General features: G+C 59.0%; 20 protein-coding genes. 6 read left to right on the top strand and 14 right to left on the bottom strand.

The genetic code is table 11. The annotated features are described in order from the left end of the window. Positions 1 to 7: 7 nt before the first annotated feature. The 5 genes from AC1DIP_RS20445 to AC1DIP_RS20425 form a co-directional block, all read right to left on the bottom strand. Positions 8 to 1057: an ABC transporter substrate-binding protein gene (locus AC1DIP_RS20445; RefSeq protein WP_477734906.1), complete on the bottom strand. Its 1050-nt coding sequence runs from the start codon at positions 1055 to 1057 to the stop codon at positions 8 to 10. Between the two features lie 374 nt (positions 1058 to 1431). Then, positions 1432 to 2874, bottom strand: coding sequence for an aldehyde dehydrogenase family protein (locus AC1DIP_RS20440; protein WP_477734905.1), 1443 nt, complete (start codon positions 2872 to 2874; stop codon positions 1432 to 1434). A gap of 9 nt (positions 2875 to 2883) precedes the next feature. Beyond that, the gene (locus AC1DIP_RS20435; RefSeq protein WP_477734904.1) at positions 2884 to 4056 is read right to left on the bottom strand and encodes a mandelate racemase/muconate lactonizing enzyme family protein; all 1173 of its coding nucleotides are present in this window, start codon (positions 4054 to 4056) and stop codon (positions 2884 to 2886) included. A gap of 60 nt (positions 4057 to 4116) precedes the next feature. Further along, positions 4117 to 5277: an iron-containing alcohol dehydrogenase family protein gene (locus AC1DIP_RS20430; RefSeq protein WP_477734903.1), complete on the bottom strand. Its 1161-nt coding sequence runs from the start codon at positions 5275 to 5277 to the stop codon at positions 4117 to 4119. Positions 5278 to 5307: 30 nt separating this feature from the next. After that, positions 5308 to 6051 (bottom strand): GntR family transcriptional regulator, encoded by a 744-nt coding sequence (locus AC1DIP_RS20425; RefSeq protein ID WP_477734902.1) that lies wholly within the window; start codon positions 6049 to 6051, stop codon positions 5308 to 5310. A 373-nt stretch (positions 6052 to 6424) separates the two neighbouring features. On the opposite strand from AC1DIP_RS20425, the gene AC1DIP_RS20420 reads away from it, so the two are divergent. Further along, positions 6425 to 8572 (top strand): amylo-alpha-1,6-glucosidase, encoded by a 2148-nt coding sequence (locus tag AC1DIP_RS20420; protein ID WP_477734901.1) that lies wholly within the window; start codon positions 6425 to 6427, stop codon positions 8570 to 8572. Positions 8573 to 8639: 67 nt separating this feature from the next. Here AC1DIP_RS20420 and AC1DIP_RS20415 read toward each other — a convergent pair whose 3' ends face one another. From AC1DIP_RS20415 to AC1DIP_RS20390, 6 genes are all read right to left on the bottom strand, one after another. Beyond that, positions 8640 to 9332 (bottom strand): GntR family transcriptional regulator, encoded by a 693-nt coding sequence (locus AC1DIP_RS20415; RefSeq protein ID WP_477734900.1) that lies wholly within the window; start codon positions 9330 to 9332, stop codon positions 8640 to 8642. A gap of 9 nt (positions 9333 to 9341) precedes the next feature. Next, positions 9342 to 10748, bottom strand: a complete 1407-nt coding sequence (locus tag AC1DIP_RS20410; protein ID WP_477734899.1) for an amidase — start codon at positions 10746 to 10748, stop codon at positions 9342 to 9344. A gap of 16 nt (positions 10749 to 10764) precedes the next feature. Then, a complete protein-coding gene (locus AC1DIP_RS20405; RefSeq protein WP_477734898.1) occupies positions 10765 to 12135 on the bottom strand; it encodes an amidohydrolase family protein in 1371 nt (456 codons plus the stop codon). Between the two features lie 56 nt (positions 12136 to 12191). After that, positions 12192 to 13541, bottom strand: coding sequence for a GAF domain-containing protein (locus tag AC1DIP_RS20400; protein WP_477734897.1), 1350 nt, complete (start codon positions 13539 to 13541; stop codon positions 12192 to 12194). A 68-nt stretch (positions 13542 to 13609) separates the two neighbouring features. After that, positions 13610 to 14068, bottom strand: coding sequence for a nucleoside deaminase (locus AC1DIP_RS20395; RefSeq protein WP_477734896.1), 459 nt, complete (start codon positions 14066 to 14068; stop codon positions 13610 to 13612). Between the two features lie 63 nt (positions 14069 to 14131). Then, positions 14132 to 15463, bottom strand: a complete 1332-nt coding sequence (locus AC1DIP_RS20390; protein ID WP_477734895.1) for an MFS transporter — start codon at positions 15461 to 15463, stop codon at positions 14132 to 14134. A 388-nt stretch (positions 15464 to 15851) separates the two neighbouring features. Between AC1DIP_RS20390 and AC1DIP_RS20385 the strand changes: the two genes are divergently transcribed. The 3 genes from AC1DIP_RS20385 to AC1DIP_RS20375 are packed head-to-tail and all read left to right on the top strand — an operon-like array spanning position 15852 to position 18787. After that, complete coding sequence (locus AC1DIP_RS20385; RefSeq protein WP_477734894.1) at positions 15852 to 16532, top strand: GntR family transcriptional regulator; 681 nt, start codon at positions 15852 to 15854, stop codon at positions 16530 to 16532. Then, the gene (locus tag AC1DIP_RS20380) at positions 16529 to 17317 is read left to right on the top strand and encodes an aspartate/glutamate racemase family protein (protein ID WP_477734893.1); all 789 of its coding nucleotides are present in this window, start codon (positions 16529 to 16531) and stop codon (positions 17315 to 17317) included. Before AC1DIP_RS20385 ends, AC1DIP_RS20380 begins: the two co-directional genes overlap by 4 nt. 30 nt (positions 17318 to 17347) lie before the next feature. Further along, positions 17348 to 18787, top strand: coding sequence for an amidohydrolase family protein (locus AC1DIP_RS20375; RefSeq protein ID WP_477734892.1), 1440 nt, complete (start codon positions 17348 to 17350; stop codon positions 18785 to 18787). A gap of 788 nt (positions 18788 to 19575) precedes the next feature. On the opposite strand, the gene AC1DIP_RS20370 is transcribed toward AC1DIP_RS20375, so the two are convergent. Beyond that, positions 19576 to 20676 (bottom strand): hypothetical protein, encoded by a 1101-nt coding sequence (locus AC1DIP_RS20370; RefSeq protein ID WP_477734891.1) that lies wholly within the window; start codon positions 20674 to 20676, stop codon positions 19576 to 19578. An 18-nt stretch (positions 20677 to 20694) separates the two neighbouring features. After that, positions 20695 to 21627 (bottom strand): FIG domain-containing protein, encoded by a 933-nt coding sequence (locus tag AC1DIP_RS20365; protein WP_477734890.1) that lies wholly within the window; start codon positions 21625 to 21627, stop codon positions 20695 to 20697. Positions 21628 to 21836: 209 nt separating this feature from the next. On the opposite strand from AC1DIP_RS20365, the gene AC1DIP_RS20360 reads away from it, so the two are divergent. Then, positions 21837 to 22061, top strand: coding sequence for a hypothetical protein (locus tag AC1DIP_RS20360; protein WP_477734889.1), 225 nt, complete (start codon positions 21837 to 21839; stop codon positions 22059 to 22061). Positions 22062 to 22365: 304 nt separating this feature from the next. Then, on the top strand, positions 22366 to 22701 hold the full coding sequence (locus AC1DIP_RS20355; RefSeq protein ID WP_477734888.1) for a histone-like nucleoid-structuring protein Lsr2: 336 nt from the start codon (positions 22366 to 22368) through the stop codon (positions 22699 to 22701). 94 nt (positions 22702 to 22795) lie between these two features. On the opposite strand, the gene AC1DIP_RS20350 is transcribed toward AC1DIP_RS20355, so the two are convergent. Further along, positions 22796 to 23236 carry a DUF4913 domain-containing protein gene (locus AC1DIP_RS20350; RefSeq protein ID WP_477734887.1) on the bottom strand — a complete coding sequence of 147 codons (441 nt, stop codon included), beginning with the start codon at positions 23234 to 23236 and terminating at the stop codon, positions 22796 to 22798. Position 23237 lies beyond the last annotated feature (1 nt).

Genomic DNA, 23237 nt, shown 5'->3' with positions numbered 1-23237 from the left:
GGTCTCCTTACCGAGCTTTCGAGTAAACAACGTCGTCAAACTGAATCTTTGACGGGTCGCCCAACTTCTGATCTTCAAAAAGCTGCTGCGACTCGGCGTAGGCCGATTTATCGCATTTGAGGTCGCCGCTGTCCTTTAGAAAATTTTTGATTTCAAAGGCCACGGACTGCTTAGCCACCTCGAGCTGCTCGCCCGCGAACATCTGCTTGGACATAATCTCGGCCGCCTCATCGGGGTGATCAACGATCCAGGCATTGGCCTCTTTGAGGGCCTTCCGGAAGTTATCCACCTGAGTGGGGCTGTCCTTGGCCCATTGTGAGGAGACGGCCCAGGTGCCAGCACCCGAACGGGAAACCTGAGATGGAGAATCGTCCGCGCCCAAATCGAGGTAGATGCCAGCGCCGGGAACCTTGTCAGCAATCTGGAAGGCACCCGACGCGGAACCGATCGAATAGCCCTCGATCCGGTTTGCTTCCAGTTGACCAATGGCCGCGGACGCGTTTCCTACCGCCAAATGCGTGACTGCAGTGGGCGCCAAGCCGCTGGTCGTCAGAACTGCAGAGAGTGCTATATCGGTTCCTGCTCCCAAGGCCGTCACCCCGATGGTCTTCCCGGCAAGTGCTTTGGCCTTTTGATCAAAGCTTCCGTCCGTCTTAAGCAGGTCCTTATTGCCCACCAGAACAAAGATGGACTTGGGGGGCAGGCAGGCAGCCATCTTGACGTTCGTGCCGTTTGCCACTCCCTGCTGGAAGTTCAGGACTGTGGAGAAGTACGCCTGCATCTTGTTCGTGGTCATGAGCTGAAAGGCAGTCGTTCCGGCGGTCGCCGGCCCCACAAGTTGAACGTTCAGTCCGTTGTCCTTAAATATCCCCTTTTCTTGGGCAACGTATGCCGGCAGGTTGCCGGTGATTGGGAAGACTCCGATTTGCACCTGCTGTGATGAGTCGGCTCCTGTTGCTCCACCAGTGGCTCCGCTTGAACACGAAACCAAGCTGCCTGCAATCAGGAGCGTTGAAACTGCTGCAATGGCGCTCTTAGAAACTGTCTTGGTCGTCATCAGGTCCTCGCCTACATCCTAGATTCGTACTTGAACTGACTTCTGGAAACGGAACCAAAGGGAGCCGCACCAGTCTGTGGGTTGGACGAGGGCACTGCATGAACAGAAGCCCGATAGCTTTCATAGGTCTGGGTTTCCGACCCGCGGTTGCTCTTATGCGCTTCGGTTGTCAGCGTCTCTGTTGACGTTGGCCGCGAATAGTGGCCTGGTGATTTCTTCATTGGATCGATCCTCATTGATCAAGAAATGCTGTTAAAGGGTGCGTCAGGGCGTGAGCGCCCTGGGGTTGCGCTCACGCCCTGACAACTCTTGCAGGGGCCCGGCGTTGCGTCTGTGGGGGGAGATCGGGCTCGACCAGCCTCCGAGGGGTATCGCTAAGTGGCGATGCTGATCATTCGAACATTCATCATTTCTCGAATCGCATACTTAGGTCCTTCTTTGCCCCAGCCAGACTGTTTCACGCCACCGGAGGGCTCCTGGTCTACGCGCGAACGTGATGCGGCATTGATATTTACCGCTCCAAACTCCAGTTCCTTCGCTGCCGACATGGCGACATCAAGGGAATTGGTGAAGATTCCTGCTTTCAGGCCCCAAGCTGAGGCGTTAGCCGCAGCGAAGGTCTTTTCGATGTCGGAGTAGGGAAGCACTACAACGACAGGGCCAAAGATTTCCTGGCTAACGACCTTGCTGTCCACAGCAGCGCCTACAAGGACCGTTGGCTCTACGTAGGTGTAATCACGCTTTCCGCCGCAGGCTAGCTCCGCCCCTTCCTGGATCGCCTCGGTAATCCAGCTGTGGACCCTGATTGCAGTTTCTTCGTTAAGAAGTGGACCTGTGCCGCCCTGAATGCCGGGGCCTGCGCGGAAGTTTCGTGCCCGGGCGTTCTGGACGAGTCGTGCCGTGAATTCCGAGACAATGTACTCATGCACGTAGATCCGCTGTGTTGAAATACAACTCTGGCCGCTCAGTCCAAAGCCGGCCTCGCTGCACTGCTTCACCGCGGCTTCCAGATCGGCGTCATGATGGACGATCGTGGGTGCGTTCCCGCCGAGTTCCAGCAAGGTCTTTTTAAGGCCAATCTCACTGAGGATCCGTTTGGCAACTGTGTCACTTCCCGTGAAGTTCACGAATGACACGTCAGGGTGGGTGGTCAGCCGATGACCGATGTCCGGGCCGCCATGAACCACTTGAAAGATCCCTGCTGGGAGCCCGGCGTCTGTGCAGATTTGAGCCAGGATCGCGGCGACGCCGGCGCCATGGTGGTGTGGCTTCAGAATCATGGCGTTACCGCCCGCTACCGCGGGTCCCAGCTTGTGACAGATGGTGTTCAGGGGTGCGTTGAATGGCGTAATCGCTGCAACCACACCGACGGGGGACAATAGCGTAAACCCAAGTTTCCCAGCACCTGCTTCCACCGCATCCATAGGGACAAGCTCCCCGGTGATCCTGGTTGCTTCCTCGGCTGAGATACGAAGCGTCGAAATGGACCGGATTACCTCTCCGCGTGCTTCAGCCGGTACCCGGCCAGTTTCGGCGGTCATCTGATTCACGAGGTCGTCACGGCGTTCCTCGACCCCATCGGCGATGCGCTGCAGCACACGTGCCCGCTCGTACGCCGGTGCACGCCACCATTGCCTGCTACTGGATTTGGCGACTGCAACGGCAACATCGACATCCTCAGCGGAGGATACCTGAACAGTTGCTACAACAGAGCCGTCAAAGGGACTGATGATGGGCAGCTGATTATCAGAAACACGCCACTCGTCGTTTACATAACCCTTGACGTTAGTCAAGGGGGCAATCGTTGTGATGGTCATGGCTGCTTCCTAGCCCTTGTCCAGGCGGTACTTGTTGATGACGTCTTCGTTGAGTTCGATTCCCAAACCCGGGCCTTGGGGAAGTGCAATACTGTTGCCTTCCCGGACGAGCCGTCCTGACTGAATGAGCTCCTGCCGGAGCGGGTTGTTTTCGTTCTTTGACCAGTCGGCCTGCATGTCCTCATAGATCAGGAAGTTCGGCAACGCAGCGGAGAGATGTACTTCCGCCGTGTGGCAAACGCCAGTGGTGCTTCCGGTGTGAGGGGCGTAGGGCACATGGTGGACCTGCGACAGTGCCGCTGTCCGCATGCAATCGGTAAACCCGCCTGCACGACTGATGTTCGGCTGGACGATGTCGAGTGCGCGCTTGGCGAAGAGTTCCCGGAAGCCAAAGCTGGTGAATTCCGTTTCGCCGCCGGCGATCGGCATGTCCAGGTTCCGGGCCATGTCTGCATAGCCTTCATGATTATCCGGCGCGATGGGCTCCTCAAACCATGCGTAATTGAGATCCTGAAGCGCTCGCCCCACCTTCATGGCAGCCGGACTGGTGTAACCGCAGTTCGCATCCGCGGAAAGGAACACGTCAGGGCCAACGGCTTCACGCACTGCTGTCGCGAGCTCAATATCGGCTTCAGGACGATGGCCGCCGCCTCCGATCTTGAGCTTCATGGCGTCGTAACCGGCTTCCACAAATTCCTTGGCTTCGAGCACGGTGGTTTCGATGCCGCGGAAACGCAATGAGGATGCATACATCCAGATTTTGTCGCGCTGAGGCCCGCCCAGGAGCTCGTAGATAGGACGGTTCAGGGCTTTGCCCTTCAGGTCCCAGAGCGCAATGTCGATACCGGAGAGCGCTTCCATGAAGAAGCCCTTGAAGTGACCTCGATTCATCATGACGGAGAACATGAGTTCCCACGACGTCCCGGTGTGGGTCGGGTCCATTCCGATCAGGATCTCGCCAAGTTCGTCGACGATTTTTGCGGTGGCCTCTGGTGCGAAACGCACCATACACTCTCCTACACCCACGAGTCCTTCATCCGTATGGATACGGACCAGGCACGCGCGGTATCCCTTGAAGACCGTCTTGCTGAGCTTGTCTGCATTGGGAATCGCAATGGGGGTCGCCGTTCCCGCGGGCAGCTCTACAAGCAAGGGAATGGATTCGACTCGAGTGATTTTCATGGATTTTTCCTTCTGATATTGGTGGGGGTCAACAGAGCGGTCTCAGCGGAGCGCTGGTGCTCAGAGAATCTGCTGAAGCAACGCACGTGCTTCTTGCAAATCTGTAGTGCGGGGGTTCGGTCCGGCGTTCTCCACGACCCAGCGCGCGAGATCGTCCATTTCGGCTTCGTTGGCCGAAAGTCCCAGTGTCAGAGGGATGCCGATGTTCTGGCGTATCTCATCCACTCGGGCAGCGGCTAGAGCAGCATTTGACTCAGCGGTGGCGCTTTCGTCGTATACGCCAAGGGCGCGGGCGATAGTCGCGTAGTGGCTGGCAGATTCAGCGGCGTTGAATTGCATGACCGGCGCGAGAGCGACGCCGCAGCCCACACCGTGAGCGACACCAAACCGTCCGCCCACCGCCCGCGATAGCGCGTGGGCGGCGCCTGTGCCCGTGTGGCTGATGGCGATTCCGGCCAAGAAGCTTGCGTAGAGCATGCTTCCAGCTGCAGTTTTGTCTGCTCTGTCTGCCACAAAGTTCTCAAGTGAGTTGGCAATCCGGCTGATGGACTCGTATGCGATGAATCTACTCATTTCAGAAGCCCTGATGCTGGTATAACTTTCAATCGCATGTGTAAGTGCATCAATTCCTGCGGCTGCGGCTGCTTTGGCCGGCAATCCCGCGAGAAGGTCCGGGTCGAGAACGGCGTGGTACGCGTACGCGTTGGCGTCTCTGATTGCTAATTTGTCGTGGCTGTCGGACTGAGTGATGGAGGCATTAGCTGTTGCTTCGCTTCCGGTCCCGGCGGTAGTCGGAACAAGAATAAACGGCCGTGCGCGGCGGGGAACGTTGCCGTTGCCAGCGTAGTCACGGATCCGTCCGCCATTAGCGGCGAGGATGGCAATTCCCTTCGCAGTGTCCTGCGCGCTTCCTCCACCGATACCGATGATGACATCGCTGGGGTTCTCAGCCAGTTTTTCTGCCGCAGCCTCCACGTCCGTGTCGATGGGGTTGGACTGAAGATCCGTCCACTCAGTTACTTTGACGTTCAGGTCCCGGAGATTGGCGAGAACCCCTTCGACTGCGCCTGAGTTGTAGACTCCAGGGTCGATGACAATGAAGGCGGAATGATAGCCCTGGACTCGACAAAGCTGACCCAGTTCAAGCGATTTGCCGCTGCCGAACTGGACCTGCGTGGGGAGGAAGAAGTCGAAGGGCGCGATATGCGTGGACTTAGTCATAGCTGTTGTCTCCAATGACAGTTCGTTAGGTCAGACGGCCGAGTGGGTGGCCGTTTTCAGGCGGGAAAGGTTTAAGCGGGTGGTATGCCCGTTATAGAAGGCCCTGGTTAGCTCAATTGGCGTCCCGTCCCCAGCTCCAATCAGCGTCTCCACCAGCAGAAGGGGAGAACCGTCAGCAACATTAAGGAGGTTTGACCGGAATGGATCGGCCAGCACGACTTCAAACGTCTCCTGAATAACAGAGGTTTTGCCCACACGTGCCGCTAGGGTCTTCCGGAGAGTTTCTACGGTGGACTGCGTGTCAAGCCCGGGAAAGGACCCGGCCGGCAGATAACTGACGCGATATGACTGAGGCATCTCTTTTGTGGACTCAATCCACCGGACCCTGTATACATCCGCCGCCAGAACCAACCCCAAGGCAGTCGAAGTATGAGTGTCGGCCTCGATTAGATCGTGGCTAATGAGACTTGAGCCGTCAGGGAAAGTTGAACCGTCCCGACTCTCCGGGATGAGCCCAAAGGTATGGGAAACCGTTGATTTCGCTTCAGCCACAAAACTCCCACGTCCCTGATGGCGCACGATCAAACCCTCACTGGCAAGGGCCGTCAACGCGAGGCGAACGGTCGTTCGGCTGACTCCGTATTCACGAATGAGATCCTGCTCGCTGGGAATCGCGTCCCCGGGCTGCATAGTGGTCGCAATTGCATCCCTTATAGCCCGCTTGAGTCGCACATAGAGAGGGGATGTCTGGTCCGTGGCTGGAAGCTGGTGCATGAATAGATAGTAACGTTATAACAAGTTATACACAACGGTTTTTTGAAACCTTTCCTCTTTGTCCGGCTTCACTCAGGCGGTCCCAAGTTCTTTGGTCTCGATGAAGGTGGCTGTTGCAGCCTTGCACCCAGGAGCTACCGCAGAGGTACAGGCCGGAGTGCTTGAGCGGCCGCATGCGATGAGGCTTCCCCTGCAGCCTTCGTAGGGCAGGGGGGCGGACGGGGGGTCCCAGGCGTTTTTAAGTAGGAGGCGCCAAGTCTTGTTTCCGCCGGATCAAGGGACGATAGTTCTGAGCATGCGGCTCAGCTGCGTGGCGGCCGTTGTTGCGCGTAGACCTTCGGGTCCCAGTGCTCCATGCAAGGAGGAACCCGAAATGACGGGTTGGAACGCTGACAATGCCGCCGGCCCTGCGGGCACGGGTGCTGTCACAGTCCTCGATGGCTCCTCTTTTTGTTTGAGTGCATCCAGCGGCGACATGCTGCCCGGCAGCCCCCATGGCGCGTTCTTCCACGACACCCGGTACATAGCCGAATGGAACATCAGCGTGGATGAGGCGCCGCTCGAAGCGCTGGCCGCGACGGCCGTAGAACCCTACCGGGCTCTGTTTATAGGAAGGGCATCCGGCTATCCCGGCGGCACCGACACCCCGTTGCTGATAGAACGCGAAAGGACACTCGGTGCCGTCCTTACGGAAACCGTCAGCGTTGAGAATCACTCGGCAGTGCCGACCACCCTTAGGCTCGGCCTGACGGTATCAACAGATTTTGCCGATCTCTTCGAGGTCAAAGATGGCAGGACTTCCAGCCCAAGTGAACAAAGAGTCCGGATGGATGGAGATAACCTCATCCTCGAAGCTGAAGAGGCGGGCCGACTTGAAGGGCTTGCCGTATATGCGCCCGGCGCTGCCCTGAGGGGCCATGAGCTCGTCTTTACTCCCGTTATTCCGGGTCATGGCGTGTGGACCCAGACGTTCACGGCCACGCCCTACCTCAATCGGCAGCCCGTTCTTTCGACTGCGACCTATGGTTCTGCTGGAGATCCCGTCGATTCCCGGCAGCGCCTCTTCTCCTGGCGAATGTCCATGCCCATTCCCAATCTGGGCGATGCGTCCGTACAGAATACGATCTTGCACAGTCAAGAGGATCTGGGTTCACTCCGGATCTTTGATCCGGACCACCCCGATCGGGTTGTGGCCGCGGCCGGCGCCCCATGGTTCATGGCCCTGTTCGGGCGTGACAGCCTGCTCTCATCCCTCATGTCCCTCCTACTTGACCCTTCCCTGGCACTGGGTACCCTTCAGACGCTGGCGGATCACCAGGGCAGGGAAGTGAATCCCCTGACGGAAGAAGAGCCCGGCCGGATCCTCCATGAAGTGCGCCTGGGTACCAGCACCGAGTCCGTCCTGGGCGGCCGCAGTATCTACTACGGAACCGCCGATGCCACCCCGCTGTTCGTGTCTATCCTCGGTGAGCTGGGGCGCTGGGGGCTGGAATCGGGCGCTGTCCACGCTCTGTTGCCGGCTGCAGATCGCGCGCTGGCCTGGATTGAGAACTACGGCGACCGTGACGGCGACGGATTCGTTGAATACCAGCGGCAGACCGAACACGGGCTGATAAACCAAGGCTGGAAAGATTCGTGGGACGGAATAAATTTCGCTGATGGTTCCCTCGCCCAAGGGCCGATAGCGCTGTGTGAGGTTCAGGCGTACACGTATGGGGCGTATGTAGGGCGGGCTCTGATGGCGCTGCACGACGGTGACGCCGAAGCCGCGGATCGCTGGACGGCTAAGGCTGTCCAGTTGAAGGAAGCGTTTAATGAACGCTTTTGGCTGCCGGACCGGGGTTATTTTGCCATTGCCTTGGACGGCGACAAGAAACCCGTTGATGCTCTCGCATCCAATATGGGGCACTGCCTTTGGATGGGCATCGTGGACACGGACAAAGCAACGCAGGTAGCGGAGCACCTGATGTCCCCGGAAATGTTCACGGGCTGGGGTATCCGCACTCTGGCCAGCACCATGGGTGCATACAACCCTCTTAGTTACCACAACGGTTCCGTCTGGCCGCACGACAGCACGCTGGCGGCGCACGGGTTGATGAGGTACGGATTCATAGAGGAGGCCCAAAGAATCGCCTACGGACTCTTCGAAGCGGCCGAACACTTCGGCGGCCGGTTACCGGAGCTGTTCTGCGGAATGGACAGGACGAGATTTCCAAGTCCCGTCCCGTACCCCGCGGCATGCGCACCCCAAGCGTGGGCTGCAGCGGCGCCAATCCACCTGATCCGTATGCTGATGCGGTTCGATCCCGCCCTCCCGTGGGATGAGCTATGGGTCGCACCTGAACTTCCAAAGGGCTTTGGGCAGTTCCGGGTTGACAACGTGCCCTTTGCCGGGAGTAGGCTCACCATCGACATCACCAAGGATCTGACTACGGTGGAGGGCCTGCCACAACACATAAAACTGCGGCGCGAAGTGCGCCCCGCACTTCAGGAACTCTTGAACCTAACCCGTACGAAATAGCCAGATCGAGACCACGCACCTGCCAGGCCGCACCCTCTTTCATTGCCCGGCCCTTCAGGTCACTCAGTTAGCTTGCGTCCACGCGCTCACTTTGCAGGTCGTCGTAATGAGCTAACGCGTGCTGACGGCTACTTCGGATATGTGCCAGGGCCGCTGCTGCCGCCTGATCTGGGTCCTGCTTCTTCAAGGCTGCGAGCAGTTCGGCATGTTCGGCCAGTTGCCGGTCATGGTCGTAGCTCTGGCCTATCATGAGCCGGAGCCTTCCTCCCAGGGGTTCGAGGATCCCTGAGAGGAAGGGATTGCCAGTCATGACGAAGACGCTGTCGTGGAAGTCGGAATTCAACCGACTGACTTTTGCATGATCGGCGCTTCCCAGCTGTTCAGCTTCCGAAAGGATGCTTTCCAAGTGCTTAATGTTTTCAGCGGTGGCATGTACTGCTGCGAGCCTGAAGGCCATTACTTCCAAAGCCTCGCGGATGTCGTATAGGTGCTCGAGGTCTTCACGGCTCAGCGTTGTAACGACTGCTCCTTTGCGTGGCAAGGTTTTGACGAGACCTTCGGTCTGCAGCATCCGGAGTGCCTCACGAACAGGAATCCGGGACACGCCAAGTTCGTCGGCAAGAACCTGTTCGATGAGTCGGGTTCCTGGCGCCAGCACGCCATCGCCGATACGGGCACGGAGAACATCGCGTACTTGGTCCCTAAGTGGGTAATCTTGCTGGCCAAGTACGTGTGGGGGCCGTGTCGGCCTTTCCGCCATTGCATCTCCTCAGAGCCCGGTACTGACAAAAATGTCCTGCCCTCCCTCGGTATCTGAGAAGCGAACGTGAGGCAGTTCCCCTACGGACTTGGGCGGAGTCCAGAGACGTGCCGCTTCAACCGCTTCGGCGATCCGCAGGGTCATCGCGTCATGCCCCAATCTACCGGCAATTTGAAACCCTACGGGAAGACCACGCCCGTCTAGTCCGCAGGGGACACTGACTGCCGGTTGCCCGGTCAAATTGAACGGGGCCGTAAAGCGGCAGTATTTCGGCAGCATGATTTCAGGATTCATGTCATTCACCAAGACCGGCGGCAAGCCGATGGTCGGTGTGCATAGGGCGTCCAGATGGTAGGCGTTCATCGCGTTTTGCACGGCGAGCCGCAGTTCGCCCCGTGTCTTCTGGGCATCCCGGAGCCTATCTTTTTCTATGCCTGCAGCGGTTTTTAACAGCTGCCTGTTTGCCGGGTGGTAGAGATCTCCGGACGTTTGCATGAGGACGGCATGCTTTGTGCTTGCTTCGAATGAAGCGATAGTGCCGTGGATTTCTACGGCGTTGTTCAGCTCTGGGAGGTCGAACCAGACGATGTCAGCGCCGCCGAGTGACAGCGCGTCCAGGCATTGGCGTACGTTGCTTTCAATGTCAGGATCCAGTCCCTGGAAGAAATAGGATGCACAGCCCAGGCGAAGCCCTGAAACGCCGTTCGGGAGCTTGGACCCTGACTCATCGAACAGTGACAGTAGCAGCTTGGCGTCAGCCACGCTCTTAGTGAGCCACCCTATGTGGTCCACCGAAGTTGCACCCGGAAGGACCCCGTCGGTACTGACTTTGCCGAAGGTGGGTTTTAGACCTACCAGGCCGTTGATAGCCGCCGGCTTTCGAATGGAACCTCCCCCGTCGGTACCGAGGGCGGCAAGTGATGATCCCACTGCGACGGACACGCCTCCACCGACTGTAGAACCTCCGGCATACCGGCTGGAATCCCATGGATTTCTTGTCGGTGGTTCATCATTTCCGAAGCCAAATTCGTGCGTCTGGTGCTTGCCTACGATGATCGCTCCGGCGTCCCGGAGTGTCTTTACGACGGGCGCGTCTTGCAGAGGACGGTTGCCCTTCAGGACGGCTGATCCCGCTTCAGTTGGCATATCCCTGGTTTCGATTAAGTCCTTGACCCCGATAGGGATCCCGTGAAGCGGTCCCTTGGGGCCGTGTTGGGCCATCTCGAGGTCAGCTTCTCTGGCCGCGGATCTGGCTGCGTCGTAGTCAAGGTGCGAGTAGGCATGGAGGGCAGGTTCAGTGTTTGCGGCACGCTGGAGTACTGCCTCCATCAGCTCAACTGCTGTTGTGCGTCCTTCCCTGATCATTGTGGCCGCGTCGGTGACGGTGGTTTGGCCCAAATCTGCGGGGTGGCTCATTTGTCGTTTTCCTTTATCAGCAGCGGCAGCCGGTGGGGCCGTCGGCAGGTGTCCAGCCTGCAACTGTGCGCCACAGGTTTTCAGCCCTCTCTTGCGCAGTAGCAACGACTTCTGCCGTGTCGAGGGTGAGGACCTCACGTTCCCGGACGACGAATTCGCCGTTGATCATGACGCTTGAGACGTCCGAAGACTGGCCCGCGTAGATGAGGTTGGCCACGGGGTCCAGGACAGGGGCAAGGTGTGGCCGTTCCAGGTCGATGAAGACAAGGTCGGCGATCTTTCCCTGCTCTATGGAGCCCAGCTCTGCGGCTCGGCCTATCGCTCGGGCTCCTCTGATTGTTGCCATTTCCAGGACGTCCATGGCTTTGATGTTGGCCGGTCCTCCATCTGAAATTCGATTGACGCACAGCGCGAAACGCATTGCTTCGATCATGTCGTGGATCATGTGGTCTGTTCCAAGACCGACGTTCGCGCCAAGCCGGAGAAGTTTCGCACCTGGGGCGATCCAGCCACTTTTGGCGTTGACGACAGGAAGCTGGCACACCTGTGTCCCGGATTGGGCGAGAAGTTCCGCGTCGCCTTCCTCCAGGAAGGCGCAGTGTCCGGCGATAAGCCGGGAGCTGAGCATCCCGATGTCGGAAAGGTGCTGAACGGAGCTTCGTCCCGTCAATTTGCGTACCTGCGCCACTTCACCGGCGGTCTGAGCGAGATGGGTAAAAATCCCCACGTTGAAGTCGTCGGCGACTTGCATCACCTGTTCGAGCAGTGCAGGGGATGCCGTGTCAGGGCCGTGCGGGCCCACGTGGCATGTGATCTGCCCGTCGTTGTAGCCGTGCCATTCTTCGATGAGCTGGATGTTTGCTTCCAGCAGCTGCTTGCCCCGGTCGGGGTCGTAGCTGTAATCCCCGTCCCTGACACTGAACAGATCTGCATCGTGGACCCGCTCACTGATCACTGCGCGGATGCCCAGTTCTGCAAGCCCCTTTACATTGGATTGGGAGTGTATGTAGTTCTCCACAATTGTTGTCGACCCGAACATCAGGGCTTGGAGGCCGCCCAGGCGGGACATGACGTAGGTGTCGTCAGGGCCGAGCATTACCCCTTGAGGGATGTCCTTCCGGTAGACGGGGGCGCCACCGAGGTCATCGCCCAATCCTCGGGTTACGGCGAGTGCTGAATGCACGTGAAGGTTAATGAATCCGGGCACGACCATCTGGCCTTTGGCGTCGATTCGTTCAGCCTCCGGATACTGGTGATCGATGTCAGCGCTTTTTCCGACCGCCGCGATTTTTCCGTTCTCAATGACTACTGAACCGCGGGGGATGATGGTTCGCTGGGCATCCACTGTTATTACGGTTGCGCCGCTGATGATCTTTGTCTTCGTCACGAAAGTTCCTTACGAGGTTGTCCCTGCATACCAGGGGTGCGACATTGCGCGTCTATTTATCGGAGTTGTGCTTCGGCTTGTGCCCGGGCAGCCTTCAGAGCGTCGACGTCCGCCGGGGTCCAGGCCCGGGGCCGGTCCTGTTGGTGGACGGAAATCGTCCCTCGCACTCGCCCATCCACAACGACGGGTGCGAGCATTTGCGCGAAAACCTTATGGTGGTCGACGAGCGTCGAAGGGGGCAGTATCTGTGCGGTCCTGCAGTCCTCTTGGATGAGAATTTCCTGCTGGTTTTCGAGGTACTGGTAAGTCGGGTGCTGGCGCGGGTTGATTTCGGGCCCCTGGACCATTGTCTGGATGCCCGGGGCCAGCTTTTCGGCAGCAAGATAGAGCTGGTCGGCATCATCAATGAGCCTGATCGTGGTCCTGCTGGCGCCAGTCAGCTCAAGAAGGGTGCCGGTAATCTCTTCGGTCCAGTCGGATGAGGATGCGGCCGTGCCGGGCGCGTGGTTCGCGAGCCACCACTCAGCAATTTCTTCCCGCTTGGCGAACCATACGTCACCGCGATCCTGGGCATACATCAGGAATTCACGTAGGGCATGTGCCCGGGCTGGTTGTCCGATGATCCTCGGGTGCAGCCCGATGGTCATGAGCTTGGGCTGTGTTGCCCCCTCCATCCAGAGGTAATCGAAGGCCCGCTTGCAGTGGTCAAGGAAGACGTCGGGACCGGTGTAGCTTTGCCCGGGCAGGAAACGTCCGTCGTTCAGCGTGAACGAGTAGGGGATGATCAGGTGTTCCGTGCCTTGAACCGGGACAAAGTAGGGGAGATCGTCTGCGAAGGAATCACTGTCGTAGATAAACCCGCCCTCCTCTACCAGGAGTTCGCGCGTGTTAGGGGATGATGGCTGGCGGCTGTACCAGCCACGTGGCCGGTGCCCGCAGGTCTCACGGATGGAGTCGATGGCCATCTTGAGCCGTTCACGTTCTTCGTCCCGTCCCAGGAGGCTGACGTTCTCCCATCTGTAGCCGTGGCAGCAGACGTCGTTTCCGGATTCGGCGATCCATGCGCCTACTTCTGGATTAAGTTCGAAGGCCTGTGCGCATCCCTGGATGGTGGCAGGCACACCTAATCCATCGAGTAGACGCTGCAGCCGCCAGATGCCGGCGCGGGAGCCATACTCAAAAATCGACTCATTTCCGAAGTCCCGGACGGGCAGGGGCGGATAGTCGAACTCCTGGGGGATCTCGTTCCGTCCGTCGCCGTTGGCGAATGAATACTCGGAGCCTTCTTCGTAGTTGATGACGATGCAAACGGCTACCCTGGCTTTATTCGGCCATACCGTGTTCAGTCCGTGCCGGCCGTATCCAATGAAGTCACGCTGGTGGCCGTCGGAGGGTGTCAAGATCATAGGTTGGTTCCTTTTTCGGTGAATTTTTGGGAGCGCTGTTGGGCACTGCTGGAAAGATGATCAGTGAGTCATTTCGGTATCCCGTTTCGCATCTCACGACAGTCCTGTTCAAGGACTCCGCTGAGAAAATCGATTCGGTGTCCTGATGGTTGGACGAGGCCGAGCAGCCGATCCGGCGTGTAGCCTCCCCAGAGTGACTCCCCGGGATGGGGCGATGCGCCGATGACGACGTTGCTCAGTTGTGTTACCAAGCAGGCGCCCAGACACATGGGGCAGGGCTGGTAGGTCGTGTATAGGGTTGCGCCGTCAAGGGTGCGGCCGGGGTGGCGTCGTTGAAAGTCCTGAAGGGCCACCACTTCAGCGTGAGCCGTGGAATCACCTGAGGACTTTGCCTGATTGCCGCCTCGGCCAACGATCAGCCCGTCCGCCACTATTACGGCGCCGACGCCAAGATCACCCCGCCGCCTGGCCTTCCTCGCTTCACCAAGTGCTTCTCCCATTAGGAGGGCGTTGTTGGTGCTTGTCATTGTTGTTTCCTTTGCTTGCTTGTTGGTGGCGGGGTGATCCGGATGGCACTGTGCGGATTGGCGCTAGCTGACGTCGCTGAGTTCGACCCGCGACGTTTCCCGTGCGACTGAAGCAGAAATGATGAGGATGACGAGCATGGCGACTAGGTAGATCGCGATCGGTATCCAGGTGTTGTACTGGGCCAGGAGGTAAGTGGAGATCAGCGGTGCCAGGGCGCCGCCGAGTACACCGGCTGTTTGGAAGCCGATGCCGGCACCTGTGTACCTGATTTTCGTTGGGAACAGCTCTGGAACGTAGGAAGCGAGGGGTCCCCACATCGCGGCGATAAAGACGTTACCGACGACGGTTGCCAACGCTGCAGAAACTGGAGACTGGGTGTGGAGTAGGGGGAAGAACGCGAACACCCATAGGGCAGTGCCAGCAGCGCCGATGATCAAGATCGGCCGTCGGCCGAGGCGATCTGCCAGGTAGCCCCAGACCGGGATGCTGACGGCCTGGGCGGCAGCCCCGAACAGAACCGCGTTGAGTAGCTGTTGCCGTTCCATGTGGAGCTGAACCGTTCCATAGACGAGCACCAGAACGTTGAAAACATAGAACGCCACGTCACTGCCGATGCGGGATCCCACTGCGATGGCGACTTGGCGCCAATGCTTGATCATGACCTCTGCCAAGGGCGTGCGGGCCTGCTGAGGGGAGGATTGTGCTTCTTCGAACAACGGCGACTCATGAACCTGGGAACGTATCCACAGCCCGACAGCGACGAGGATGCTGCTAAGCAGGAACGGGATGCGCCAGCCCCATTCAAAGAACGCATCGTTCGACAATAGGAACGTACAAACCGCAAAGACGCCGTTGGCCAGCAGCAAGCCGGCAGGACTGGCGATCTGCACCAAGGCCCCGAGGAAACCCCGGCGTCCACCGGAGCTGTGCTCCCCCACCATGAGTGCGGCACCGCCCCATTCGCCGCCCAGTCCAATTCCTTGAATGACCCGCAGGATCACCAGAAGAGCCGGCGCCAAAGCGCCAATAGTTGAATAGGTGGGGATGACACCGATGAGAGTAGTCGCTACACCCATGAGGAGCAGCGTGGAGATGAGTACAGACTTCCTTCCGTACTTGTCACCGAAGTGACCGAAAATGGCCGCTCCCAATGGGCGCGTGACAAAGGCAACGGAATAGGTGGCCAACGACAACAGCGTGGCGGTCAGAGGATCGCTGACAGGAAAGAACAGCTTCGGGAAGACCAGGGCGGCGGCTGAGCCGTAAATGAAATGGTCGTACCACTCCAACGTAGTCCCCGCGACGCTTGCCCCTACCACTCTGGCTAGGGAGCTTTGGGGCTTTTTCGGGGGGTCGGTGACGGAAAGCGGAATAGAACTGGGTTCGGCATTCATGAGAACTCCATATCGATGCCCGTGCCTAAAGTGGACTGGGCGATGCGTCTGAGGGCTGGCAAAGCATTTTCGAGACGACATGGGCAGGAGCCAGAGCTCCGCATGTCTAGGATCAGCTGAAGTTGAAGTGCGCGCAAGGAACAGATAGGACAGCCTGGCATTCCGGTGATGAAGCGACTGTGGCCGCGGACAGGAATTCATTCAGTTTGTATCCAGGATGCTATGTGAGACTGCTCACGCCCGTCAATAGGATTGTATCCCGTATACATTCAGCGAATTGTGACTGATCAGCTCCGCCCTGCGGCTATTGACAATCTCGCGCTACTGCCCGTTAGCTGGGATCCTGTATCCCAAACGAGTGAGAATCAGGCATCCTGAATGGAGCATCATGCTGACCGCCGAAGAGACCCAGGACAAGGACCGCCCCCTCCGCGAGACCGTCCGGGACACCCTCCGCACCAGGATTTTTGAAGGACACTATGCTCCCGGCACGCGGCTGGTGGAGCGCGACCTGGCAGCCGAATTCTCCGTTTCCCGGCTGCCGGTGCGCGAGGCCCTGCGCATGCTCCGCCAGGAAGGCCTCATCAGCGACCGCGGCGCCCGCGGGGCTGAAGTAAGCAGCCTCAGCCCAAAGGACGTGGAGGACCTCTTCGACGTCCGGCAGTCCCTCGAGGTGTTGGCCTGCCGGCTCGCCGCCAGGCGGGCCACGCTGGAGGATCTTGACTACCTGAAGGGGTTGCTGGACAACGCTGAGGCCTTCCTGGCCAAGGGGGCAGTGATGGAGGCGCACCGCTCCAACAGCGAGTTCCACGACGCCATTACGGTCATCGCGGATAACAACTTCCTCAAATCGGCCCTGGAACCCCTGCAGGGCCGGATGCACTGGCTGTTCCGGCATGTCAGCGATCTGCCCGAGCTGATCCGCGAACACCGGGAGCTCTACGCCGCCATTGCCAGCGACCAACAGACAGCCGCAAACCAGGCTTTGGCCCACATCAGCAAGTATCGCAATCAGTTTTTCACCACGATCCGTCCCTACACATCCACAGCCAACCGGAAGAGAAAATGAACCTCCTGGTCATCAACCCCAACATCAGCGCCGATGTCACAGCGCTGATTGAATCCGAGGCGCTCCGATCCGCGTCCCCCGGCACCGAACTGCTGGTTCGTACTGCCGGCCACGGCGTGGAATACATCGAGACCCGCTTCGAATCGCTGATTGCTGCCGGCGCCGTCGCGGAAATCATCGCCGAACAGACTCTTCCCGACGCAGACAAGGTGGACGCCGTGGTGGTGGCCGCCTTCGGCGACCCTGGCATGCCGGCCCTCAAGGAACTGGCGGACGTGCCGGTCATCGGCATCACCGAAGCCGCATTGTGCGCAGCCGCACTGCAGGGCCACCGTTTCTCCATCATTGCCATCTCGGACCGGATCAAGCCCTGGTACCGGGAGTGCGTGGAGCAGTTCGGCCTGGCAGGCCGGCTGGCCTCCATCCGTTCGATCAATGACTCCCTGAACAGCATCGGCTCCGTGCAACAGGACTTCAGGGAGACCCTGCTGGCACTCAGCCGGCAGGCCGTGGCTGAGGACGGCGCCGACGTCGTCATCCTTGCCGGCGCCCCGCTGGCCGGCCTTGCTCGCGAACTCAGGGGGCTGATTCCCGTCCCTGTGGTGGATGGCATCTCCGCCGGGGTCCGGATGGCCGAGGCCGTTGCCGCGCTGCAGTCCGGGCCGCACCGCGCCGGCGCTTTCGCCCCGCCCCCGGCCAAGGACCGGAAGGGCCTGTCGGGGAACCTGGACGGGGCCCTTGCCGCCCGCCAGGAGCAGGCCGGCACTCCCCGGCCCGCCGCCTAGCCAAAGCCAACCAATCTTAGGAGGACACCGATGTCCCACCAGCCACAACTTGTCATTGCCAACGCCACCGTGGTGAACAGCCACGGCCGCCGGGAAGCGCACATCGTGGTGCACGACGGGCGGATTGCCCGGCTCGTCGACGCCGCCCTGCCCGTCCCCGCGGCGGACCAGACCATCGACGCCACGGGCAAACTCGTGATCCCCGGCGGCGTGGACGGCCACTGCCATGTGGCCCAGGTGACCGGGCGCTTCCGCACCCTTGACGACTACCGGACCACCTCGACGGCAGCGCTGTGGGGAGGGACCACCACCATCATCGATTTCGGGATTCCCCGCGATGCCCAGGAAACCCCTCTCGCTGCCGCTCTGCACAAAAAGGAACTCGCCACGCAGTCCCGCTGCGACGTTGCCCTCCACGGCGCCGTGGTCAGCTGGGACGAAACAGTCCCGTGGCAGCTTGAGCAGCTGGCAGCGGAAGGCATCCGCTCGGTGAAGATGTACACCACCAACCGGGGCACCACCATGGCAGACGGTGACACCATCCTGAAGGTCATGCGGGAAATGGTGCGGCTGGACGGACTGGCCTACATCCACGCCGAGCACGATCCCATCATTGCCGACTGCACCGGGCAGCACGCCCAGGACGGCCGGATCGGCATCGAACACCTGCACCGGACCCGACCCGAGCTGGCCGAGGAGATCTCCGTCAAGGAAACCCTGGCCATGGCCGAATACACCGGCGCGCCGGTCTATTTCGTCCACCAGTCCACGCCCGGCGCCGTCGACCTGGTATCGCAGGCACGGGAACGCGGGCTTGAGGCCTACTCCGAGACCTGCCCGCACTACGTCACGCTGGACGACACCGTCTACGCCTCTACCTTCCCCGAGTGGTTCGCCTGCTGCCCGCCCATGCGCAGCCCGGAAACCGTGGCCGCCCTTAAGGAACGGCTGGCTTCCGGTTCCATCCACACCATGTCCTCGGACCACTCCTGCTATGACCTGTCCCAGAAGCGCGAGCGCACCGATGACGTGCGCGCCATGCCGCACGGCCTGCCCGGGGTGGAGACGCGGATGCCGGTCACGTTCACTGCGATGACCTCCGCCGGCGCCACCGTTGAGCAGTTCGTGGAGGCCTTCGCTGCTGCCCCCGCCCGGATCAACGCCGTGCCCGGCAAGGGCCGCATTGAAGAGGGGTCCGACGCCGACCTGGTGGTTTTCGACCCCGCCGAGGAACGCACGGTGAACGGGTCAGCCCTGCACATGGGCACGGACTTCTCGCCTTTCGACGGGAAGGCACTCACGGGCTGGCCCGCCGTCGTTGTTTCCAACGGGCGGGTGGTCCTCGATGCGGACGGCTTCCATGATCCCGGGGCCGTGGGCCGCTTCATCAACCGCAACGGCTTCCGGCAGCACCAATCGAGGCCCTCGCCGACGACTGCAAGTGGCAGTCCTGCTCAGAGTGGGCAGTAGCGTGACTATTAGTCATCGGTCCTGAGTAGACCGCCTCACCATGCTTACTGGCCCAGAATGCGTCAGTTGCTGAGCCCAAGTCCGTGATGGCTGGAGCAGGCAAATGAACGGCTTCGTACCCTGATTAAATGGTCTGTCGCAATGCGCGGCGACAAAAATCAATTGCTCTCCAATGAAGCTCTGGACTTCGCGCTAGCAGAATCAAGTGCCGACGTGCCGCCTCTCGGGCCCCTCTCCGGTCGAACAACAAATATAAAGACTCACCTCAACACCCGGCACCTTGCTTCGGGTGTGAATCAAGCAAGGATCCGTCATGCACAAACAACGTGAGCGTCTAATCGTTAGTGTTCAAACCCGCAAGGAGCTTGACATGGCTTTGGACCGGGCAGTGGACATGTCGCGTACCACCGCTGCTGGGCAGGGTGTTGGTATTTCGGTGACACTTTTGGCTGCGGGGCGTTATGAGGCAGCCCTTGACCCGCTGGTGCCCGCCGGGTACCTGCAAGGAAAGCTGGGGCTCTCCAACCGACCCCAGTTGTTCGGACACTGTGAATGTTGATGACAATGCCGTCGGCACTGGTGGGTTGTCCGGCGGCAGACAGAATCGCCTGGAGACTGCCACGGGAAGGGCCCAGTTGGGCTACACCTCAATCTGACGTCAAGCGGCCGCGCAAAATGCCGTCAGATTAGAGTGGGCGGAAGATATCCTTACTCTCCAGCCGCCAAAGTTCTAGACCCTAAGCTGACTCGGGGCTGAGGGCGTCCTGGCGTCCTGTCCCGTCCAATCATCAGCCTTGATCAACAAGCCGCTGCATAGCGGCTTCGAAGGCAGAGCCGTGCTTTCGCACTGCTTCGAGTAATCCGTATTTTTCTGGGGTAAATGGCTTGGAAATTTCCACGCCAAATGCCAAGTCGCGGCGCCTATCCTCCGGCTTATCGGCGATGACCTGCTGCACTAACGATCGACGCGCGGCCTCGAGGACTGTATCGGGAATCGCGAGGTTGACCAGGTGATCAAGCTGCACCCTTACAGGAATCGACCCTTCCACTTCGTCGTGCGTTATCGCGGACACTCTAACTACCGCTTGGAACCACATGTCGCGCTCAGCCGCATCAGCAATTTGGTTGGCAATGTCGGAATTCTCCAGTACCAGGCTTATTGCGCTAGTGCCGATCCCGTGTAGACCGGAGATGCTAAGAATGGCGCGACCGGATTGATGGGAACGCACGGTTGCGTAATTAGGGATTCGAGTGATCAAAAGGTAGTCTTCCGCAAGAAATCCGTCTTTGAGAAGCGGGAAAACTCGCCTGCTTTGGTCGCTACAAAACAGCGGCCAATTAGGACGGATCGCGATAGAACCACCATGCCGATATTGAAGACAACGCACAACAACTGAAGTGGGGTCCTCGTCCCATCGAAAGGGTAGGGGTATCTTGCCAAGGTGAACTAGCTTATCCCCTAATGGGGAGTATTTATATCCAAACAAGTGACGGGTGAACGTTTCCGATTCGGGAGAGCCAAAAAGAACTAAGTCTTCTTCTATGTCTACTACCGAGTTGGATTCACTATAGGCAGAAATCTCGCCAATCGCCTCCGTAAACTGTTCGCCAACTAAGGCAATGAACGCTCTGAGGTCGGCGGAGGGCGCTTGATTCGGCACCAGGGTTGGATGACTGTCCGATAACCTAAAACTGGTTGTCGAGCTGATGTCAACCCTAAGTGCTCTCCGTAGCCGCTCAGCGGAGGGATTGAATGCGGGTCTACGAAGGGCTCTGAGTGTGTTCACAGCGGTCCACAACTGCTTGCCCGCCTTAAATGCGCCCTCCGACGTAGTGACGAAGTTAGACGATGTGCTAAGAAGATCGGAGATTTCTCCGGGATCAGTCATGGCAGCACTTTCCGTCCGTCAAATTCCCGAGAAGGGCGAGACAATTAGTCCTTCATCCGCGAGAGGGCCCAGTCGTTCAACAACCTCCTCAAATCTGCGGTGGTTCTTGGCAACAATCATCGCAGGCACTCGCCGGACGTTCCCAGTCAGTGCTACCTCTTGGAATATGTCCTGAAATGAATATGGGTTCGCTATTGTTCCGTCTAGCGCACCTACCACAGCATCAGTTTGGGTAGCCATTAAGATTGCCACCGCGTCCCAAGTGGCTTGGGGTCGAAGCGTTACAGCTGCAGTAAGGCTTCCCGTAAGAACATATGGGGTGACAGGATTCCCGCCAATTGTAATTATGTTCCACTCATCGAAGGATGTCGCTACGCTGAGGAGCGCGCTTCTATCCTTTGGTTTGAAGCCCGTAAAAGCAATGCTTGGCGTGTCGTACCCATTCTCGTCGACGATCGCATCTAGACGAATGCGTCGATCAGGACTGTCGCCGCGCAATCCCATGCGCACTCCCCTGAATTTGCTCCATACGTAGTATCGGCTGGTGTCGGTGATGACGGCGCACTCTAGGCGCAACTTGCCGTTGCCGTCAGCAATGAGACTGTAGGCTGCCACGCAAAATGCAGAGCGAAGCATGGACCACTGTGCAGAGCCGTCGAGTGGATCCACGATTACGACCCGAACTCCAGGGTTAAGGTCGTCTGGAATGGTAGCTAGCTTCTCTTCGCCAGCAATGGCATAGATTGTCCGTCTTCCATACCGCTCCTCCGCGCGGAGCAATGCGTTATCGAAAACGGAGTGCGCCTCCTCGTCCACCCGAATGGGATCGTCCCCGCTGTGAAATTGGCCCTCAGCGATCGTGATGCGTTCCATGCCATCACTTGCCTGCAAGTGCCGAACGGTGGTCTCAGCGGCCTCCAAAAGAAGTTCCTCAAACTCGACACTCGCCACGTAGCATCCTTCCCATCCGCACCACCGTCAGCATGAGTAACAACAGTTTTGATTCTGTAGCCAAGGGATCGGCTTGGCAAGGCCTCTGGTTGTGACATGTGCGATGCCGCGATTACAGAAATCGCGAGTGTTGAGCTGCACGAGCATGCGATGTACTATGTATCCCAGTTAGTCCCGCATGCAGGTAATTAGGAATGGAGGAACCCCGGATGGCTGATCAGCTAACGAGTGTGCGTCTCAGCGAAGAAGCCCTAACTGAGCTAAGAATTTTTGCGGAGGCGAATGAGACAAGCCTCGCAGCGGAGATTCGGAAAGCCGTTGATGAGTACCGAAAGTCGCTGAGTGGGTCACCTGCGCTTCGTGAAAAGCTGCAGGAGCAACTCGAAAAGCGCGAGCGGATACTCAAGAGCTACATGGCCTCAGTAGAAAAATAAGACTGCCGCCTGAAACCAACCCGTGCTCCAGGCTGCAAATTGCAGGGCCCAAAGGACGGACGCTTGCCACTACATACCGTTCAACTCTTGGAGAGCTTGCAAAGGGCGCCATAGGCGTCCACAGCCGTTACCCGGTTGACCCAAACTGCTCGCTTCCTGGGAGCCGATAGGCCGTGTGGGCGTCTTCACTATTGCCCATCGAATTCGCAAGTCGGCCGTCGTCGTGATTGGTCTGATCGGCTGAGCGAATGATCCTCTCTCGAGTGAAGCATCCGTTCGTTCATCATGCTGTTAACCTTGGCTTATGGCGAAAAAGACAGTCGTGGTTCTGGAAGATGACATTGATGGCTCGGAAGCGAGCGAAACGATATCTTTCGCCCTCGACGGCAGTGAATACGTGATTGATTTAAACGAGGCGCACGCGAATGAACTCCGCGGAGCCCTGAGCCGTTTTACCGACGCTGGACGCAAGGTATCCGGTGGACGTGGTCGTTCGGCGGCGGTGGGCAGGACGAAGTCCCCCCAGGGCGGGCCGGATGCTAAAGCGGTACGGATGTGGGCAGTTGAGAACGGGATCCAGGTCAATACTCGTGGCCGTATTCAAGCGGAAGTCGTAGAGAAGTACGAAGCCGCTCACTAGGGCCGAAACAAAGAAAAGTCGGGGCTGGGATCTATAACAGATTCCAGCCTCGACTTAATTTATTGCGCCGCCCTCATCCTGTAGCTGCCCGTTTCTAGGTGGGAATACTCCGCACGTCCGGAAACCAGCCGGCTGGGGCCTTCTTTGGTTCGAGGTGTTCGGGGCCGCGGTGCTTTTGCATGTCGCATTTGTAGAACGGCCCGCGCGGATCCAGGAGCACGCTCATGTGGTGGTCTGCGTGGTCTTTGAACCAGACGCTCATGCCAGTGGCCCCGTCGAGCCTGAGATGTTCCCAGGCACGCCACAGCGCTTCCACACGGCAGACAGCCTCCGGGTGGAAATACCATTCGAGGCACCACTTCGCTGCCCGACCGTCGACATCGCGGACATAGGTGGGCAGCAGCTGCTCGTGCAGGAACTCTTCGGCCGAGCCGTAGACAAGCTCCGGCGGCTTCTGCTGCTCGCCGCCATCAGGGCTAGCCTCCTGTGCGTCCGGACTGGGAGATTCACCGAAGCGCCCGATGTCTATCGTCATG

It is taken from the genome of Pseudarthrobacter sp. 05T312 (genome assembly GCF_056396685.1).
Note: the sequence above shows the minus strand (reverse complement) of the source record. Positions and strands in the feature narration are given on the sequence as shown.